11 protein-coding genes are annotated in these 19,241 nt (G+C 66.0%); 2 read left to right on the forward strand and 9 right to left on the reverse strand.

Annotated elements, in window-relative coordinates:
• The first annotated feature begins 179 nt into the window (after positions 1 to 179).
• Entirely contained in the window at positions 180 to 2,315 is a 2,136-nt protein-coding gene (rlmKL, locus tag ABB28_RS05850) for a bifunctional 23S rRNA (guanine(2069)-N(7))-methyltransferase RlmK/23S rRNA (guanine(2445)-N(2))-methyltransferase RlmL (RefSeq protein WP_057507743.1), read from the forward strand.
• 179 nt (positions 2,316 to 2,494) lie between these two features.
• On the opposite strand, the gene ABB28_RS05855 is transcribed toward rlmKL, so the two are convergent.
• From ABB28_RS05855 to aptA, 9 genes are all read right to left on the reverse strand, one after another.
• Entirely contained in the window at positions 2,495 to 2,824 is a 330-nt protein-coding gene (locus tag ABB28_RS05855) for a DUF3325 domain-containing protein (protein ID WP_057507744.1), read from the reverse strand.
• Complete coding sequence (locus ABB28_RS05860) at positions 2,821 to 4,455, reverse strand: PepSY-associated TM helix domain-containing protein (protein ID WP_057507745.1); 1,635 nt, start codon at positions 4,453 to 4,455, stop codon at positions 2,821 to 2,823. Before ABB28_RS05860 ends, ABB28_RS05855 begins: the two co-directional genes overlap by 4 nt.
• Positions 4,452 to 4,784, reverse strand: coding sequence for a DUF3649 domain-containing protein (locus ABB28_RS05865; RefSeq protein ID WP_057507780.1), 333 nt, complete (start codon positions 4,782 to 4,784; stop codon positions 4,452 to 4,454). Before ABB28_RS05865 ends, ABB28_RS05860 begins: the two co-directional genes overlap by 4 nt.
• 98 nt (positions 4,785 to 4,882) lie before the next feature.
• Positions 4,883 to 7,105, reverse strand: a complete 2,223-nt coding sequence (locus ABB28_RS05870; RefSeq protein ID WP_057507746.1) for a TonB-dependent siderophore receptor — start codon at positions 7,103 to 7,105, stop codon at positions 4,883 to 4,885.
• 261 nt (positions 7,106 to 7,366) lie between these two features.
• On the reverse strand, positions 7,367 to 7,768 hold the full coding sequence (locus ABB28_RS05875) for a DUF4124 domain-containing protein (RefSeq protein WP_148049415.1): 402 nt from the start codon (positions 7,766 to 7,768) through the stop codon (positions 7,367 to 7,369).
• Between the two features lie 52 nt (positions 7,769 to 7,820).
• A complete protein-coding gene (locus ABB28_RS05880) occupies positions 7,821 to 8,948 on the reverse strand; it encodes a M23 family metallopeptidase (RefSeq protein WP_057507748.1) in 1,128 nt (375 codons plus the stop codon).
• 282 nt (positions 8,949 to 9,230) lie between these two features.
• Positions 9,231 to 10,520, reverse strand: coding sequence for a DUF445 domain-containing protein (locus ABB28_RS05885; RefSeq protein ID WP_057507749.1), 1,290 nt, complete (start codon positions 10,518 to 10,520; stop codon positions 9,231 to 9,233).
• Between the two features lie 148 nt (positions 10,521 to 10,668).
• The gene (locus ABB28_RS05890; RefSeq protein WP_057507750.1) at positions 10,669 to 11,535 is read right to left on the reverse strand and encodes a ParB N-terminal domain-containing protein; all 867 of its coding nucleotides are present in this window, start codon (positions 11,533 to 11,535) and stop codon (positions 10,669 to 10,671) included.
• Between the two features lie 63 nt (positions 11,536 to 11,598).
• A complete protein-coding gene (aptA, locus tag ABB28_RS05895; protein WP_057507751.1) occupies positions 11,599 to 12,951 on the reverse strand; it encodes an omega-aminotransferase AptA in 1,353 nt (450 codons plus the stop codon).
• A 202-nt stretch (positions 12,952 to 13,153) separates the two neighbouring features.
• Between aptA and ABB28_RS05900 the strand changes: the two genes are divergently transcribed.
• Positions 13,154 to 19,240 (forward strand): hypothetical protein, encoded by a 6,087-nt coding sequence (locus ABB28_RS05900; RefSeq protein WP_083491953.1) that lies wholly within the window; start codon positions 13,154 to 13,156, stop codon positions 19,238 to 19,240.
• Position 19,241 lies beyond the last annotated feature (1 nt).

Here is a 19,241-nt window from a genome sequence, read left to right on the forward strand (position 1 = left end):
GTGGGTGACGACCGTTGGTCGTCACGCCCTTTCCCAACGCCCGACACCGGTCAGGGCGGGCCGGGCCGCCAGCGATTACAATGGGGCCCCCGTGCCGCCGGCATGGGCGCGGGCCCGTTGCCAAGGCCTGCCCGATCCTGCGCCGTGCAAGCGGCCGCCCCACCTGCGAAACCGATCCCGTGAATTTCTTCGTCTCCTGCGCCAAGGGCCTGGAATACCTGCTTGCCGATGAACTGTCGGCCCTGGGCCTCGCCAAGGCGACCGCTACCATTGCCGGCGCCAACGCCGAAGGTGACCTGGCCCAGGCGCAGCGCGTGGTGCTGTGGTCGCGCCTGGCCAGCCGCGTGCTGTGGCCGCTGGCCGAGTTCGAATGTCCCGACGAACAGGCCCTGTATGACGGCGTGCACATGATGCCGTGGCAGGACCACATGAAGCCGGAGATGACCCTGGCCGTGGATGCCCACGTCTCCGGAGACAAGATCACCCACGCGCGCTTTGCCGCGCAGCGGATCAAGGATGCGGTGGTCGACCGCATGCGCAGCGAAGGGCTGGAGCGTCCGTCGGTGAATACCGATCTGCCGGACATCCGCATCAACCTGTCCCTGCGCAAGGGCCGGGCCACGATCTCCATCGACCTCGGGGGTGGCCCGCTGCACCGCCGCGGTTGGCGTGGCGCCGCGCACGATGCGCCGCTGCGCGAAAACCTCGCCGCCGCCGTGCTGCTGCGCGGGCAGTGGCCGCGCCTGCACGCCGCCGGAGGGGGCCTGCTGGACCCGATGTGCGGCAGTGGCACGCTGCTGATCGAAGGCGCCTTGATGGCCGCCGACGTGGCACCCGGACTGATGCGCCATGGCAGCCTGCCGCCCAGCCGCTGGCTGGGCTTTGACAAGGACAGCTGGAAGGCCCTGCTGACCGAGGCGCGCGAGCGCGAGACCGCCGGCCTGGCGGCGCTGAAGCCGGTGGTGTTCGGCAGCGATATCGATCCGCTGGCGATTGCCGCGGCGCGCGAAAATGCCGAAGTGGCCGGCGTCGCGCATGCGATCACCTTCACCCGCGCCGATATCGATGACCTGCCGGCGCCGCCGCTGGAGATCGGTACAGTGGTCTGCAACCCGCCCTATGACGAGCGGCTGGCGGCCGATCCGGCGCTGTATCGCCGTCTCGGCGATGCGCTGCAGAAGGCCGTGCCGCAGTGGCGCGCCAGCCTGCTGTGTGGCGATGACGAACTGGCCTTCGCCACCGGCCTGCGCGCCGGCAAGAAGTACCAGATGTTCAACGGTGCGCTGGAGTGCGCGCTGATCGTCTGTGATCCGGTGGCCGTGCCCAAGCGCGACCCGGCCGTGCCGCGCGAGCTGAGTGAAGGCGCGCAGATGGTGGCCAACCGCATCCGCAAGAACCTGAAGAAGTTCAAGACCTGGCGAGCGCGCGAGCAGGTGAGCTGCTTCCGTGCCTACGATGCAGACCTGCCCGAATACGCGGCGGCCATCGACGTGTACCAGGAAGACGGCGGCAAGGGCCGCACCTTCCTGCACGTGCAGGAATACGCCCCGCCGGCGACCATCCCGGAGAACGACGTGCGCCGCCGCCGCAACGAACTGCTGTCGGCCGCGCGCGAGGTGTTCCAGGTTCCGCCGGAGCAGGTGGCGCTGAAGTCGCGCGAACGCGGCAAGGGCGGCAGCAAGTACGGTCGCTTCGAGCGGCGCGATGAGTTCCTCATCGTGCGCGAGAACGACGCGCTGCTGCGGGTGAACCTGTTCGATTACCTCGATACCGGCCTGTTCCTGGACCACCGTCCGCTGCGCCGGACGATGGCCGAACAGATCCGCGGCAAGCATTTCCTCAATCTGTTCTGCTATACCGGCGTGGCCAGTGTGCAGGCGGCGGTGGCGGGTGCGGCCAGCACCACCAGTGTGGACCTGTCGGCAACCTACCTGCAGTGGTGCTACGACAACCTGGCCTTGAACGGGCAGGGCGGCAACCAGCACCTGCTGGTGCAGGCCGATGCGATGGCGTGGCTGGAGGCCGACGAAGGCCGGTACGACGTGATCTTCTGCGATCCGCCGACCTTCTCCAACTCCGCGCGTGCCGAAGATTTCGACGTGCAGCGCGAGCAGCTGCGGCTGCTGCGTGCGGCCGTGGCGCGTCTGGCACCGGGTGGCGTGCTGTACTTCTCCAACAACTTCCGCCGCTTCAAGCTGGAAGAAAACGCGATCGCCGCGTTCGCCACCTGCCGCGAGATCAGCCCACGCACCATCGGGCCGGATTTCGAACGCAACGCGCGCATCCATCGCGCATGGGAACTGCGCGCGCTCTGATCGCCCCGGCGGGTCGCGCCCGCCGCGACCCCGGTAGTGACGGCCGCTGGCCGTCATGCTTTTCGCACCCCGCCGAGCATGGCTCGGCGCTACCAACGCGCCCGCCGTTCCCCGGTAGCGCCGAGCCATGCTCGGCGAGCGCAGCGGCAGAAGCGTGACGGCCAGCGGCCGTCACCACCTCACACCAGCGCCGCCACCAGCCCCAGTACCGGCAACGCCAGCGCCACCGGCGCGATCCAGCGCGGCTTCCACGGATACAGCCCGAAGGCCAGCAGCAGCCCGGCGATGGTCATCGTGCCCAGCCACAGCACCGGGCCCATCGCCCAGCCGTGGTCGACCACGCTCAAGCCGAACGCCACGCCCAGCAGCACCCAGCCCAGCACCGACCACTGCCGGCGCCGCGACAGCGGCGCGGCCTGCTTGCCATGCAGGTCCAGCTGGTGCTTTTCCATCGCCAGCGACAACGCCGCGAACGCGCTGAAGGACACGCCCAACGCCAGCAGCATCATGCCTTCGCCTCCATCGCCACCGCACTGCCCGCGGCTGCGGCGGCCGCTCGTTTTTTCTTCTCCGCCGCGCTCAACGGCGGCGTCCAGCGCTGCATCCTCCAGCCGCACATCGCCAGCATCGCGCCGAAGGCCAGCATCACCAGGTCGAAGCCGGCCAGTACCCAGTCGCCGGCCGGCACGGTCACGCCCAGATGGGCGTGGGTGGTCAGCGCATTGAGCAGCGGCAACAGCGCGAACAAGGCCGCACCGAGGTACAGCTGCCACGTCCACATGACCCGCTTCGGCCAGACGAACGCGGCCAGCAGGGCTGCACCCCAGGCGTAGAAGAACACGCTTACCTCGGCGTCGGCGCGCTCGGGCAGCTGCAGCGGCAGCAGCCGGTTACCCCAGAAGTACGCTGCGAACGCGATCGGCAGGCCGGCCACCGCGCCGATGTTCAGTGCGTCCACCAGCCGCAGGCCGAAGCCGATCCGGCCACTCTTGGCATGTTTCGGCCGCTCCTTGACCGCCCACAGCACCACGCCGCTGGCCACCATCAGGCAGCCGGTCAGGCCGGACAGGAAGAAGAACGCACGCAGTCCCCAGTCGGCGAAGTGGGCCAGGTGCAGCCCGTACATCACCCCGCGCGTCGCAGTAGCCGCGCCGGAGGCCGGTGATTCCATCAGCAGCTTGCCGGTCACCATGTCGTAGCGCAGTGCCGGCGTATCGATGGACAGGCGTCGACCATCGCGCTGGCGGATGTCGATCACCGCATTGGCCGCGCCCGGGCTGGTGACGCTGAAGCCGGACACATCCACGCCCTTCCAGTGCGTGCGCGCGCTGTCCAGCAACTGCTGGATCGGCAGCGGCGCAGCGCGTCCTTCGGCCGGTGCGCTGACCTCGGGCATGCCGCCGAACGCTTCGCTGAAGAACGCATCTTCATCAGTGGGGTAGGCCGCCTTGATGCCCCACGGCAGGTACATCACCATCAACGTGACGATGCCGGTGTAGGTGATCATCGCGTGGTAAGGCAACGCCATCACCGCGCTGACGTTATGGAAATCAAGCCAGGAGCGCAGGCCCTTGTCTTTGCGGAAGGTGAAGAAGTCCTTGAAGATCTTCTTGTGGGTGATGACCCCGGTGATGATCGCCACCAGCATGAACATCGCGCAGAAACCCACCAGGTAACGCGCCCACAGCACCGGGATGTAGTGCAGGTCGAAATGCAGGCGGTAGAAGAATTCGCCGCCGCGGGTTTCGCGCGCCTCCAGCTTTTCGCCGGTGTTGGGATCTACCGTGGCATCACCGAAGCGTCCGCCACCGCGGCGGCGGCGCTCGCCTTCCACCGGCGGTTTGACCACCGATTCCGGATTGCGCCAGAACATCCGCATGGCCGGGTTGCGCGGGTCGGGCAGGGTGACGAACCAGGTCTCGGCCTGGCCGGCATGTTCCTGCAGGTAGTGCACCGCGCGCTCGGCGGCGACGTCGGTACTGACCGTGGTGGCCGGCAGTTCCGGGCGCATCCAGCGGCTGATTTCCTCGCGGTAGTAGCTGGCCGTGCCGGCCATGAAGATCAACAACAGCAGCCAGCCGACCAGCAGGCCGGTCCAGGTGTGCAGCCAGGCCATCGACTGGCGGAATCCGTTTTTCATGCCCACGCTCCCAGTGCCCGTGCAACCGCCGCCATCACCACCGTGGGCAGCGCGATGCCCAGCCAGGCACGCAACGCGGTACGGCTGGCGAAGGCCCACAGCGCCGCACAGGCACAGACCACGATCGCCACCAACATGCCGGTCAGCACGGTCTGGCCGCGCGCGCCGGGCAACGCCAGCGCGCAGAACACGCAGGTCACCGCGGCCAGCGCGTAGCCACCGAAGATGGCGGCCATGCTGCGCGAAAACACCCCCCAGCCGGGGCGGGCGAAGAACGTGGCCAGGCGGGCGCTGGCGGTCGTGCTGGCAGAAGGAGGCGAGCGGTCCACGGTGATCCTGCAGTTGCGGTTGATGGCATCGCTGCCGGTGGAGAGGGGGCCATCCGTGGCCGGCCACCGGCACATCGCCGGCGGCATCCATCGGATCGTCAGAGCTTCCAGCGCAGCGTCATGGTCACGTTGCGGGGTTCGCCCCAGTAGACACCCTGGTAGAAGCCGACGTTGTTGTAGTACTCCTTGTCCAGCACGTTGTTGATGTTGAGCTGGGCACTGAAGTTTTCGTTGAAGCGGTAACCGGCCGACAGGTTCACCAGGTAGAACGCATCCTGTTCGATGCGCGCGCTTTCGGTGCGGCCGCTGGTCAGGTAGTCCGCGCGCGGCTTGGTGCTGTTGTTCCAGATGCCGCTCTGCCAGGTCGCGCCGCCGCCCAGCCAGAAGCGGCCCTCGGCGCCGCCCGGACGCCAGCTGGCGTTGAGCCGGAAGGTGTCCTGCGGGTTGGTGGTCTTCTGCAGCACGCCGGCACGGTTGCGGATGGTGGTGTGGGCAAACCCGGCGGAGAGGTTCCAGTGCTCGCCGATGCTGCCCTGGGTTTCCAGCTCCCAGCCTTTCACCTTGTTGCCCTTGCCGGTGGAACGGTAGGCCTGGCTGCCATCGGGCAGCGACGACGGCGGGACCGAATCATCGATCTCGGCCACGTTGTCCTGCTCGCCTTCGAAGATCGCCGCGGATGCATTGAGCAGCCCGCCGAAGAACTCGGCTTTCAGGCCGCCTTCCCACATCGTGCCGACCACCGGTTCCAGGTAATCGCCATTGCGGTCGCGGTAATTCTGCGGCTGGAAGATGTCGGTGTAGCTGACGTAGCCGCTGAAGATCGTGTTGAAGTCGTACACCAGTCCCAGGTACGGGGTCAGCGAATCGTCGGGCTTGTAGCCGGTGCGGGTGGTGGCGGTCAGGTTGCCGGCGGTGTCATGGGTGTAACGCCAGGTCCTGGTTTCCCAGCTGCCATAACGGGCACCGACCACGGCCAGCAGCGGATCCGCCAGCTGCAGCCGTGCGGCCACGTAGGCGGCGCTCTGCTTCAGCTCGTTCTCCGACGCCAGGTAGCCCAGCCGGGTGACCGGCAGGCGCGGCACATCGCCGGTCCAGTTGCGCCAGTCCGGCACCACCGCATAGGCGGTGGTGTAGTCGAAGTCGAGCGCATCGGATTCGCCCTTGCGCACCGACTGGCCCAGCCCGAACACCAGTTCGTGGTTGCGCCCGAACAGCTTGAACGGACCGCTGACGTTGAGGTCGAACACATCCATCGTGCTCTGCTCGTTGAAGTGCGAAACGTAGGCCGACACGCCGGTACCGTCCGGGCGTGGGTAGCCCTGCGCGCCATACCAGACGCTGCCATCGGTATCGCGGTCGGCGTGGGTCAGGTTGGCCTTGGCCGACCAGCCGTTGCCAAGCTGCTGCTCCAGCCGTACGAAGCTGGTCTTTTCAATGATCGGCCAGGCACTCCACGATGCCGACAGGTTGGTCGAGCGCGGCAGGTTGGCCGGCTTGCCATCGGCGCCCCAGTACGGCACCACACCCCAGGTCACCCCGGAGGTGTGCGGCGACTGGTATTCGTAGCCCAGTTCCAGCAGGGTGCTGTCGGTGACGTCGGCCTGCACGATGCCGTAGAACACGTCCTTGTCCAGCTTGTACACATCGCGGAAGGAATCGCTCTGCTGCTTGGCCGCGACCACGCGCGCCCGGATGCGCCCGTCCAGCGCCACCGGACCGCCGAGGTCGGCCTCCAGGCGCTGGTTGCCCCAGCGTCCCACGGTCAGGTTGGCACCGGCCTGGAAGGTATCGGTGGGGCGCTTGCGCACGAAGCTGATGGTGCCCGACGGATCGCCGGCACCGGTGGTCAGGCCGGTCGCACCGCGGATCACTTCGATACGCTCGTAGATCACGCTGTCGGTGTTGGTCTTGATCGACCCACCGAAGGTGTTGAGCATGCCATCGACCTGGAAATTGGTGATGTTGTAGCCGCGCGACACATAGTTGATGCGCTCGCTGTCGGTGACCGAAACGTGCACGCCGGTGACCTGGCCCATGACATCGGACAGCGCGAACAGGCCCATGTCGTCCAGCCGCTGGCGGGTGATCACGGTGACCGACTGCGGTGTCTCGCGCAGCGAAAGGTCCAGTTTGGTGGCGGTGCTGGCGTGCTTGACCGTATAACCGTTCTTGATCTCGCCATCGGCGGTGACCTGCACTGCATCCAGGGTGCGCGCGGAGGCATCGGCCGGGGTGTCGGCGTGGGCGGTGGAAGCGAGCAGCAGGCTGCCGATGGCAAGCGCGAGCAGCGAACGGGGCGGAGCGTTGAACAGCGACGACATGAGGGATGCGATTCCATGCAGGTAAGAAAGCCGGCGATGGAAGTGGCCGCGCAGGCGCGCAGGCCCAGCGCCAGGATGCGGCGCCCGCTCCCATCGTCACCGCACCGGACGGGGCGGCGAACGTTAGCTGGTACACGGGGCGGCAACGACGGAACGGGTCCGCGACTGACTGGCTGGGCGTACGATGTGACTAAATGATAAGTATTCGCATTTAGTTAAGCAAGCGTTTTCAGTACGGTCACACGGTTCACCGCACGGCTTTCAGCGCACCGCGCAGGCGCGGTGGATTTCCTGGTCGATGCGGGCCGGCGCGCTGCGGCCGGTGAACACTTCGGCCATTTCCTTGCGCAGGCGTGCGTCTTCGCAGGATTGCGGATCGACCACGTTGTCGATCACCGTGCCGCGCACGTCGGGCTGATCGTAGCCGGCGCTCTCGCGCACCCAACGCCGTGCCTGCGACGATTCCTGCGCCACGCGGATCCGGTCGGCGGTGGTCAGCCTGGGATCACGCACCACCGGGCGGCTCACCCCGGTGTCCTGTTCCTTCGGGCAGGGCACCGACTGGTAGGCCACCTGCTGGCCATCGCTGCACTTGTACACGCGTTGCGCGTGCGCCTGTGTTGCCAGCGCACACAGCGCCAGCGTCATCAACATCCTGGTCATGGATCCCCCCGGCGCACCGCCTTGGCGCGCGATGCGCGGGAGAATACCCTATTCAGGGAGCGTCAACACCTATGTTTGTGTAGAACCCGGAACAGTAGCGCTGCCCCTTGCGGCTCAGGTTGAATCGCTGGCAATTGGTGTCGTAACTGAAACCTGTCGCGGTGATCAGATAACTGGACAGCGTGACGCCGTTCAGATGGTGCTGGCTGCCATTGGATTTCAGCGACCAATGCTCATGCGGACCGGTCGAGGAGCCGCCATCGCACAACGCCTGGCGCCTGGTATTGGCCGGATTGGCAATCGGTTCATTGGCGGCCACCGTGGCGCCAGTGGCCTGGCGGATGTTCATCAGGTGGTAATAGGTCGTGGACCACCCGCCTTCATGCACGACCTCGGCCATGCACGACGAATGGCGCTTGAACCTGCCCGCTGCAGAGGACGTTACCCAGTTGTTGCTCTGGTTGCTGCCCCATCCTCCGCCAACGGACATGTCCAGCGACGACATCGGGAAGCGGCCGCTGCCGGAATGGGTGTGCGCCCCGCCTACGTGCCATCGCGCGTTGAGCGGGTAAGGGAACTGCAGCAGATCGGTCGGAGGGGCATCGGCGCGAGGCTGCGGCAGGGCCGTGCGCGAGCGCAGCGCGACCTGCCGGGTGCTGCCGAACAGCCGGCGATAGACATCGTTGAACCCGGCGCCGGCCAGCGCGGCAGCACGCGTGTCGTCCATGCCTGACAACGCGTACAGGGTACGCAGCGGATTGTCGCCGGACAGCGCCACCGGCCCCTTGGTGCTGGTGTCACTGGCGTCGTACATCGCATCACGCAGGGACTCGGCCACTTCCCGCAGTTGCGGCCCGAAGCCGGTGGTGGCGACCAGCGCACCGAACGGCCGCTCCAGGCGTGCAGGCGGAGCATCCTGATTGCCGACCACGCCGGTCTGCAGTTCCATCAGGGCGAGCAGGACGCGCGGACTGATGCCGCTGTAGCCTGCCCAGTGCGAAAGTGTTTCGGCATGCGGGCTGAGCTGTGGGGCATGCCCGGCCAGCCACGTGGCAATATCGAAATCAAACATTTCATCGTACTGGTACACCAGATCGCGGCTTTGCAGCGAAGGTGCGTCGGCGTGTGCCGTGGACAGGGTCGATGCCGCGCAGAGCACAGCAAGGAGGAGCGGTTTCATCAGTCGGGGCGCAGGAAGGGTCATGGTTCGGATTCCAGAGTGGATCTGAGCGGCATGGGGATTTCAGGCCGCAACCATCCCTGGACCCCGTAAAAGGGGATCCTGTCGAGAGGTAAGGACTGGCTCGCTGCTGCCGCTGTTGGCGGGCGGGCAAGGCCAATGCTAGGTACGTGCGATGCCGTCGGGTTTGTCGGCAATCACAGAGTTACTTGCGTCGAAAATATCCATCGGAGTGGACATCCAGCGCTGCGCCATCAATGGGCCATGCGACTACGACTACGCTCACGTCGCCAGCAACGTAGTGGCTGCATGCAGCAGCAACCCGATCAGCCCGCCGACCAGCGTGCCGTTGAAGCGGATGAACTGCAGGTCGCGGCCGACGCTCAGTTCCAGCTGTTCCACCAGATGGCGTTCGTCCCACCCCTTCACCGTCTGTGCGATATGCGCGGTGACGCCATCGCGCAGGCGCGAGGTCAGCCGCTGCGCGCCCTCCAGCAGGTGCTGGTTGAGCGCATCACGCAGGGCCGGGTCCGAAGACAGGCTGCGGCCGAGCGCGGCCATGCTGCGCTCCAGGTACCCGGCCAGTGCGGAATCTTCGCTCTGCAGGTCGGCGCGCAGGCTGGCGTGGATGCGCGACCATAGTCCCTGCACGTACTCCTGCAGGGCAGGGTGGTCGATCATTTCCTGTTTCAGCTGTTCGATACGGGTGGCCAGCGCCGGGTCCTCGCGCAGGCGCTGCACGTAGCTGCCCAGCCACTGTTCGTAGTCCTGCCGCAGCGGGTGCGTCGGCTCGGCCAGCACCTGCTGCATTTCTTCCAGAACCGCACCGGCCAGGCGCTCGGCCAGGCTGTCGCCGATCTCATCGATCGGTTTGATCCAGTTCACCGTGCTGGACAGGGTCGGCCACTCGCGCTGGATGTAGCGCACGATCAGCTGCGAGGCGCGTTCCTTGACCTCCGGCTGTTCCAGCCAGCGCGCCAGCCGCTGAAGGCCTTCATCCAGCACGCGCTGGTGGCGGCCATCGGCGGTCAGCAGGGCCAGCAGTTCACCGGCGGTGGAGGCCGCGTTCCACTGCCGCAGCTGCTGCACCACGAAGCCGTGCAACTGGCGGCGCACGGCGGCTTCGTCGAAGAAATCCAGTGCCTGCAATGCCCAGCCACGTGCCATGTCGGCCAGCATGCGCACCTGCTCCGGTGCGGACAGCCAACTGCCCAGGCGGGCAGCCGGATCGAACACTTTCAGCCGCGCCAGCAGCATGTCCGGCGCCAGGAACTGGTCGCGCACGAAGACCGCCAGGCTGTCGCCGATGCGCTCCTTGCTGCGCGGGATGATTGCCGTATGCGGGATGGGCAGGCCCATCGGCCGGCGGAACAGCGCCACCACCGCGAACCAGTCGGCCATCGCGCCCACCGCGGCGGCTTCGCAGAAGGCGGCAACCCACGCCCAGATACCGCGCTCGCCCTGCCAGTGGCTGACCGCGAAACCGGCCAGCATCACCAGCAGCATGCCGAACGCGATGGCTTTCAGGCGCCGCAGCTGGGCGCGGCGCGGATCAACGGGAGTCGTGGTCATGCGGGCAGTCTACCGGGGCCGGTGTTGAGCCCCGTTGACGGTGAACATCGATCCCATCGGCGGTGGACATGGAGCGGTAGCGCCGAGCCATGCTCGGCGAGCGCAGCGGCCGCCTGTCCCTGTCGCCCAGCTCGGCACCACGCAGTGATCAGGCCAGCTGCGCGCGCAGCGCCGCCAGCTGCTGGCGCAGCGCATCGTTTTCGCGGGTCAGGCTGACGATGCGGGCACGCAGCGCCGGGGCGCCTTCGCCCAGTTGTTCCAGCGCGTGCATCACTTCGGCATCGCGCAGCGCCTGCTCGTCCTCGCTGACCTCTTCCGCCTGTACCGCCACCTCCGGCTTGGCGGCACGCGGCTTGCGGTTGGCCTCGCGGGCGCGCTTGGCGGCCTGCTTCAGTTCGTCCTTGCCACCGGTGGCGGCCGCGCGCTGCTCGTCTTCCGGCAGCGATGCCACCGCCGCCGCCGCGCTGATCGACAGCTGGCCGTTCTTCACCGCTTCCACCACTTCCGGCGCAGCCTGCGCACGGATGCGTTCGATCATGCTGATCTGGTTGCTGCTCAGCTTGGCTTCGCGGGCCAGTTCGGCGCGGCTCAAGCTCGGTGCCGGATCCCACGGTGGGCTGTCCTGCTCGTCGTCCTGGCCTTCGGCGGTGCCGTCGCTTTCGCGCTGCAGTTTTTCCTGCTCGATGCGCTTGCGCTGGGCCAGGATTTCGCGCTTGCGCAGCGCCAGTTCGCCACGCTGGAAGTCCGACACGCTGCGCCGTCCCAGGTGCTGTTCGATCATCCACAGGTGGACATCGTCCATGCTCTGGAAGCGGGTGTTCTGCACCGTGTTGAACGGCAGGTCGTGCTTCTGGCAGATACCGTAGCGGTTGTGTCCGTCCACCAGCACGTCACCCCACAGCACCAGCGCGTCGCGGCAGCCTTCGGCCAGGATGCTGCGCTCCAGCGCCTCGTATTCGTCCGCGGTGAGCGGGTCGATGTAGGCCTTGAGTTCTTCTTTGACGACGATGTTCATGGGCAACGGGCGGTCGTGGAGCGGAACCGCCCATTGTACCGGCTCGGGCTGGCGCGTCCCGGCTCAGGCGGTGGCGCGGATCATCGCGCCGAGAACGTCGGCGATCTGGTCGATCTGCGCCGGTTCCACGATCAGTGGCGGCGACAACGCGATGGTGTCGCCGGTCTGCCGCACCAGCAGGTTGCCGTCGTGGAAGCAGCGCCGGAACACCTCGTAACCGCGGCTGCCCGGGGCATCGCGGCGCGGGGCCAGTTCCACCGCGCCGACCAGGCCGAAGTTGCGGATGTCCACCACGTTGGGCAACCCCTGCAGCCCGTGCAGGGCGCGCTGCCAGTGCTCGCCAAGTTCGATGGCGCGCTCGAACAGGCGCTCCTCGGCGTACACGTCCAAGGTGGCCAGTGCGGCCGCGCAGGCCAGCGGGTGGCCGGAATAGGTATAGCCGTGGAACAGGTCGATCGCCTGCGTCGGCCCCTGCTGCAGGCTGGAATGGATGGCGTCGCCGACCAGCACCCCGCCCAGCGGCACCGCTCCGTTGCTGGCGCCCTTGGCGAAGGTGATCAGGTCCGGGGTGACGCCGAAGCGCTGTGCGGCGAAGGGCATGCCGACGCGGCCGAAGCCGGTGATGACCTCATCGAACACCAGCACGATGCCGTGGTGGTCGCAGATTTCGCGCAGGCGCTGCAGGTAGCCCGGCGCCGGCAGGATGACCCCGGCCGAGCCGGCGATGGGTTCCACGAACACCGCCGCGATGGTGGATGCATCGTGCAGCGCGATCAGCCGCTCCAGCGCATCGGCCAGCTCCGCCCCATGCCGTGGCAGGCCCTGGCTGAAGGCGTTGCGCTGCAGGTCCAGCGTATGCGGAAGGTGCGCGCTGCCGCCCAACTGCAGGCCGAACTGGCGCCGGTTGTTGGGCAGGCCGCCGATCGCCATGCCGCCGAAGCCGACGCCGTGGTAGGCCTTCTCGCGCCCGATGAACCGGGTGCGCTGGCCTTCGCCGCGGGCACGATGATGCGCCAGCACGATCTTCATCGCGCTATCGACTGCCTCCGAACCGGAATTGGTGAAGAACACATGGTTCAGCCCGGCCGGGGCCAGCGCGGCCAGGCGCTGCGCCAGCACGAACGGCAGCGGCGAGCCCATCTGGAAGGTGGGCGCGAAATCCAGCGTGCCCGCCTGTTCGGCGATGGCCTGCACGATCTTCTTGCGGCCATGACCGGCATTGCAGCACCACAGCCCGGCGGTGCCATCGAGGATCTGGCGGCCTTCCACATCCTCGTAGTACATGCCCTGCGCGCGCACCAGCAGGCGCGGCGCGCCCTTGAACTGCGCATTGGCGGTGAAGGGCATCCAGAAGGCATCTAGAGTGTCCGGCTGCGTGGTGGCCAGGACGTTGATCGGCGGGGTCGGGGAGGGCATGGCGGGCTCCGGAACGGCGGCGGTTTTTCTGACTGTAGCGTGGGGATATGCCGCGTTGGCGTGTCGAATCTTTGGAGAGGAGCGCTGCATGGAAGCGCCGTTCGGAAATCCAGCGAACTGTGCGCAAACCGAGCCTCACGTCGCGCTTGACTCAATCTGAACCAGGCATGACTATCAGCAGGCCGATAACAGGGGTGCAGGGATGCAGATCGTGAAGCAGGGCCGCTTGGGTGCGGCCGTGGCGTGCGTGCGCGTAAGCCAGTGGGCAGGGATTGCGTTTGTCTGGGCAGGTATGACGGTGGCGGCCTCAGCCCAGCCAATGCAGCCCTATCAGGAATACGACAAGCGACTCCGCTCCGCTGAGCAGGTGGGGGCGCTGACCTCGGACCTGTTCGGCGATGCCGTCAATGTCTACGACCAGAGCACCACGTTCAACCAGACCGACATTGATCTGCCGGGAACGAATGCGTTGCCGGTACGGTTGAGTCGGTCGCTCATCATCCGCCCCATCCCGGCAGTCGGTATCGCACCGAAAACCTACGCAGGCGCCGCGGACTGGAACATCGATGTTCCCTACATCTCCGGCGTGTTCGATTCGGCTTTTCGCTGGAACGTAACCGTCACCGGTAACACGCCGCGTTGCAGCACCAACTTCTACCCCCGCACGGAACTTCCCAACAAACTGGAAGATGTCTGGTCAGGCTACAACGTCAATCTGCCAGGCCAAGGTGCGCGGTCGCTCGTGGCCATGCCGCCGGATGAGTTCAAACGCCCCGACGGGCAGGCTCACGTCTGGACTACCACATCGCTGGATTCCATCACCTGCACCGCCATGGCCGGCGGATACCCGGGCGAAGGCTTCGTACTGCAGACCACCGATGGCATTACCTATACCTTCAACGTCGCCACAGAGCGCGCGATGGGCCTGATGGCGAGGGATTCCGGCGGCGCCGGTCGCCAGCGCGTGGAAATCTTCCTGATGGCAAGCCGCATCCAGGATCGATTCGGCAACTTCGTCGACATCAGTTACAACGGCAATGGCCATCCAACGGCCTTCAGTGCCAGTGACGGACGCCAGATCACCCTTCAGTACTCGGGTGATCGGCTGGTCAGCGCATCCGCCCATGGGCGTACCTGGACCTATGCCTACAGTGGTGAAACCCTGCAACGGGTGACTCAGCCTGACCAGGCCGCATGGGAGTTCACGCATCTGGAAGATCGTCGGATCAACTATGAGATCTGGCGCGAAGATATCGGGCCGGGCTGCGGCAACGTCGCGCCGATGGCTGACAAGCTCTATCGCGTACAGATGCGCCACCCATCGGGCGCGCTAGGAACATTCCGCTTCGACCATCAGCGGCTGTCGCGTTCCGGCGTACCGGGCATCCTGTGCCAAGGCGAGGCGCAAGGGGGCAATATCGGAACGGGGTTCCCGATCGTGCATTACACCCCTGTGCCGACATGGTTCGACGTGCTGGGCCTGACCGAGAAGACGATTGAAGGGCCTGGCCTCCCTGCTCCCCTGCGTTGGTATTACACCGACCTCGGTGACTACTACGAATCCTGGAGCGGCAACGTGCCGCCATGCACCACCTGTGTCCAGTCCAAAGTGGTGCGCATCACCCAACCAGATGGCAGCCGTGTCGATGAGACCTACGGCGTGGTGTATTCGTACAACGAGGGCAAGATGCTGGCGCGCAGTACCGTAGCTGCCAGCGGCGCCACCCTGGAAAGCGAAACCCTGAGCTATGTCAGCAACGCGCAGGTTCCGTCCATGCCGTTCCCTGATCGTTACGGCTCACGCTGGGGCGGTAGCGATGAGTCGTCGGTGCTGGTGCGTCCACTTGCCAAGAAGATCATCGTGCGTGATGGCGCCACGCTGACCTGGGAGGCCACCACCTTCGACGCCAAAGCCAGGCCGGTGAAGGTCACCCGCAGCAGCACCTTGGGCTACAGTCGTACCGATACCACCGCTTACCATGACAACACCGGTGCGTGGTTGCTCGGTCAGACCGCCAGCGTGACCAACAACGACACCGGGTTGGTGGAATCCCAGACCAGTTTCAACGGTATGGCGTTGCCAGTGGAGCAGCGTCAATTCGGCAAGCTGGTGCAGACGCTGAACTATCACGCCGATGGCGCGGTGGCCAGCTTTGCCGACGGTCGTGGCAACACCACCACGCTCAACAACTGGAAACGCGGCACGCCGCAGACCATCGGCTTTGCCGACGGCAACGGACTGAGCGCCACGGTGGATGACAACGGATGGATCCGTTCGGTTACCAATGAGCTGGGCTACCAGACCAGCTATGACTACGATGGAATGGGGCGCATCACCGCGACGGTGTTCGCCAGCGGCGATTCGGTCGCCTGGAACGCGAGCAACCAGGTATTCGAGCGCGTGGATGCCGACGAACATGGTATGGCGCCGGGCCATTGGCGGCTGAGCAGCAGCACCGGCAACCGCCGCAAGACCACCTGGTTCGACGCCATGTGGCGCCCGCTCATCACCCGTGAGTTCGACGTCGGCAATGTGGCCGACACCGACCGCTACCAGCGTTTCAGCTATGACCATGCTGGCCGCACGACGTTCCAGTCCTATCCAGGCGCAACCGTCAACCTGGCCACTGGCCAGTGGAGTGAATACGATGCGCTGGGTCGTCCGACGTCCAATTCTGCCGACAGCGAACTGGGCCTGCTGACCACGGTTACCGAATACCTGTCCAGCCTGCGCACGCGTACGACCAACCCACGCGGGCAGAAAACGATCACCAGCCACCAGGCTTTCGATACGCCGAACTATGATGCGCCCACGCGGATAGAGCACCCCGCTGGCGCCTTTACCGAGATCGCCCGCGACCGCTTCGGCAAGCCGACATCGATCAAGCGCCGTAACGCAGACAGCAGCGTCGCCATCACCCGGTCCTATGTGTACGACGGGCAGCAGCAACTGTGCAAATCGGTCGAGCCCGAGTCCGGTGCGACGGCGATGGCCTATGACGCGGCGGGTAACCTGGCTTGGAGCGCAGCAGGCCTGGCCCTTACGGCGGCGAATGGCTGCGAGACCGCCACGGCACAGGCCTCTGGTCGCCGCGTGGATCGCAGCTACGACAGTCGCAACCGACTGAACCAGCTGAGCTTCCCGGATGGGAACGGCAACCAGACCTGGAGCTACAACGCGGCAGGCAAGCCGTCCCAGGTGGTGACCGAAAATGCGGGTAGCCGCCAGGTCATCAATACCTACGCGTACAACAAGCGGGGGCTGATCACCGGTGAAACCATGCAGCAGCAGGGTGTGGGTATCTGGACAATGGGCTACGGCTACGATGCAAACGCGGCCATGGCCAGCCTGCAGTACCCCAGTGGCCTGCAGGTGACGCTGGCGCCCAACGCACTGGGTCAGCCAACACAGGTGGGCAGCCATGCATCGGCAGTGCGCTACTACCCGAACGGCGGGCTGCGTTCGTTCACCTATGGCAATGGTGTCACCCACAGCATGACCCAGAACGCGCGTGCGATGCCGGCACGTGCCATCGATGCGGGCGTGCTGGACAACACGATCACCTACGATGCCAATGGCAACGTGGCCACCGTGACCGATGCGGTGGAAGCTAGCAAGTCGCGTCAGATGCAGTACGACGCGCTTGATCGCCTGACCCTGGCTACCTCGGCTGCGTTCGGTGGAGGCGGCGCGTTCCGCTATACCTATGACGTGCTGGACAACATTCGCAGCGCCAAGCTCGGCACAATCAAGCAGCACAACTATTACTACGACGCGCGCAACCGCATGACGACGGTGAACCGCGACGACGGCAGCGCGATCATGGGCCTGGACTACGATGTCCAAGGCAACCTGGCCAAGAAGAACGGCGAGGTGTTCCGATTCGACTACGGCAATCGGTTGCGCGACGGCGCGGGCAAGGAGCTGTATGCCTACGACGCGCACGGCCGCCGCGTCGGCAACTACAGCACCTCGCTGGGTGACATCCTGTCGTTCTACGGCAACGATGGGGTCCTGCGCCGGCAGCACAACAAGCGCACCGGCAAGGAGTTGGAGTACGTCAGCCTCGGCAGCAGTCTGATCGCAGAGCTGGAGAGCACGGTGGCAGTCGCTGTTCCGGCGTTGAGTGGGCCGGCCAACGTGGCTAGCGGCAGCTACAGCGTCAGTTGGACGTCGGTTGGCAACGCAAATCGCTACGAGCTGCGCCATTCCAGCAACGCAGGGGCCAGCTGGTCGTCGGCCTATACTGGAGCCGCCCTATCGCATGCGGTAACTGGCGCACCCACCGGATCGCGCTCCTATCAGGTGCGTGCCTGCCAAGGTTCCAACTGCGGCGGATGGAGTGCCACGCTGGTGGTGCAGGTCGTACCGGTTCCTGCCTCGGCGCCTGCCTTGGTGGTGCCGGCTGCCGGTTTGAATGGCAGCTACAGCATCAGCTGGCCGGCCGTGACCGGGGCCATGCGCTATGTCATCGAGGAGCGCGCCGGGGCGGGTGTGTGGGCATCCGTCCATAATGCGGCTGGGCTGAGTGTGGCACTGAGCGGTCGAGCCGCTGGTGCGTACAGCTACCGTGGCCAGGCCTGCAACGTGTCGGGCTGCAGCGGCTGGTCTGCCGAACAGGCCATGACCGTTATCTATCCGTCGGAGTCCGCGCCCACCATCACCGCGCCGACGAGCAACAACAGCGGCAGCTTCATCGTGAGCTGGACCGCCGTTACCGGCAGCACCCGGTACGAGCCGCAAGAGCGGCTGGGGACTGGTGCATGGACCAACTTGGCCAACACAACGGCGACCTCGCTGAGCATCAGCGGCAAACCGACCGGTAGCCATGGCTACCAGGTGAGGGCCTGCAACGCGGCCGGTTGCAGCCCCTGGTCCAACATCGTTACCACGGCAGTATTGTTGCCACCTGCCGCAGCGCCTGTGATCACCCTGGCGGCAAGCAATACCAACGGCAGCTACAACATCAGCTGGAACGCCGTGGGCGGTGCCGTGGAATATCGTCTGGAAGAGCGCGTGGGTACCGGCAGCTGGGTTTCGTTGCAGGCCGAGGCGGCCACGCTGCGGGCAATCAGCGGCAAGGGAAACGGCACCTACGGTTACCGCGTACAGGCCTGTAATGGCGGGGGCTGCAGCGCGTGGTCAGCGGAGAAGATCACCACTGTGCTGCTTGTGCCAGGTGCCGCTGCAGTCACTACGCCAGCCACCAGCAACAGTGGGGCGTGGACGGTGAGTTGGGCGGCTGTGACTACTGCGACGTCGTATCAGTTGGAAGAGCGTATAAACAGCGGCGCATGGACCAACGTGTATACGGGTGCGGCCAACAGCTGGGCTACCAGCGGGCGCGGCACAGGCAGCCACGGATATCGCGGACGCGCTTGCAATGCCAGCGGTTGCGGCGCGTACTCGGCCATTGTCACAACGGCGGTAACGCTTCCGCCTGCCGCCGCACCGGCCTTGAGTGTGCCAGCGTCAAATGGAAACGGCAGTTTCAGCGTCTCATGGGCCGCGGTGGCCACATCCACGCGGTATGAACTGGAAGAGCAGGTCGGAAGTGCTTGGACCCAGCAGCAGAACACCTCCGCGCTGAGCAAAGCGTTCACCGGCCGAGCCACCGGCAGCTACCGCTTCCGGGTCCGTGCCTGCAACGCCGGTGGCTGCGGCGCATATTCTGGTACGGGTACCGTGGCAGTGCTGCTGGTGCCGCAGAGCGCCCCCACGTTGACGGTACCTGCTTCGGCTCCCGGCGCTTACACCGTCAGTTGGTCCGCTGTTTCGACCGCGACCAGCTACAACGTGCAGCAGAACATCAACGGTGGGGGCTGGGGCACGCTTGGCAGCTATGGCAGCACCAGCGTTGGGTTGAATCCCGGTAGCTCGGGAAGCTACGCCTATCGCGTGCAGGCCTGCAATGCGACGGGGTGTGGTGGGTGGTCGTCTACCAAAACCGTCGCGGTGCAACGTCCGCCTGCAGCACCGAGCATGAGCTACGCCAACCAGCACAACTACTACGCTGGGCCGCATAACGCGGAGTACTCGATGTGCCAGATCGGCTGGACCGCAGTAGGTTACGCGGAGCGCTATGAGCTGCACGCCCACGGCGGGATCATGTTGTACAACGGCCCGTTGACGAGCGTGGCAGGGCAGCAGTACACGATTCAGTTCTGCGCACCGGTGTACGTGGTGCGCGCCTGCAACGCCTCGGGCTGCTCGGCGTTCTCAGCGCCAATGAACCATACGTTGACCCAGGACCCGCATCCGGGCGATGGCGGCGGGGTGATCCCGTGAG

The organism is Stenotrophomonas chelatiphaga (assembly GCF_001431535.1).
In the GTDB taxonomy this organism is placed as follows: Bacteria; Pseudomonadota; Gammaproteobacteria; order Xanthomonadales; family Xanthomonadaceae; genus Stenotrophomonas; species Stenotrophomonas chelatiphaga.

What these genes read in the sequence shown, in the direction of transcription:
- ABB28_RS05855 (WP_057507744.1), bottom strand. Translation starts at nt 2,824, where the DNA reads ATGATGCTGCTGGCGTTGGGCGTGTCCTTCAGCGCGTTCGCGGCGTTG.
- ABB28_RS05860 (WP_057507745.1), bottom strand. Translation starts at nt 4,455, where the DNA reads ATGAAAAACGGATTCCGCCAGTCGATGGCCTGGCTGCACACCTGGACC.
- ABB28_RS05870 (WP_057507746.1), bottom strand. Translation starts at nt 7,105, where the DNA reads ATGTCGTCGCTGTTCAACGCTCCGCCCCGTTCGCTGCTCGCGCTTGCC.
- ABB28_RS05875 (WP_148049415.1), bottom strand. Translation starts at nt 7,768, where the DNA reads ATGACCAGGATGTTGATGACGCTGGCGCTGTGTGCGCTGGCAACACAG.
- ABB28_RS05880 (WP_057507748.1), bottom strand. Translation starts at nt 8,948, where the DNA reads ATGAAACCGCTCCTCCTTGCTGTGCTCTGCGCGGCATCGACCCTGTCC.
- ABB28_RS05885 (WP_057507749.1), bottom strand. Translation starts at nt 10,520, where the DNA reads ATGACCACGACTCCCGTTGATCCGCGCCGCGCCCAGCTGCGGCGCCTG.
- ABB28_RS05890 (WP_057507750.1), bottom strand. Translation starts at nt 11,535, where the DNA reads ATGAACATCGTCGTCAAAGAAGAACTCAAGGCCTACATCGACCCGCTC.
- aptA (WP_057507751.1), bottom strand. Translation starts at nt 12,951, where the DNA reads ATGCCCTCCCCGACCCCGCCGATCAACGTCCTGGCCACCACGCAGCCG.
- ABB28_RS05900 (WP_083491953.1), top strand. Translation starts at nt 13,154, where the DNA reads ATGCAGATCGTGAAGCAGGGCCGCTTGGGTGCGGCCGTGGCGTGCGTG.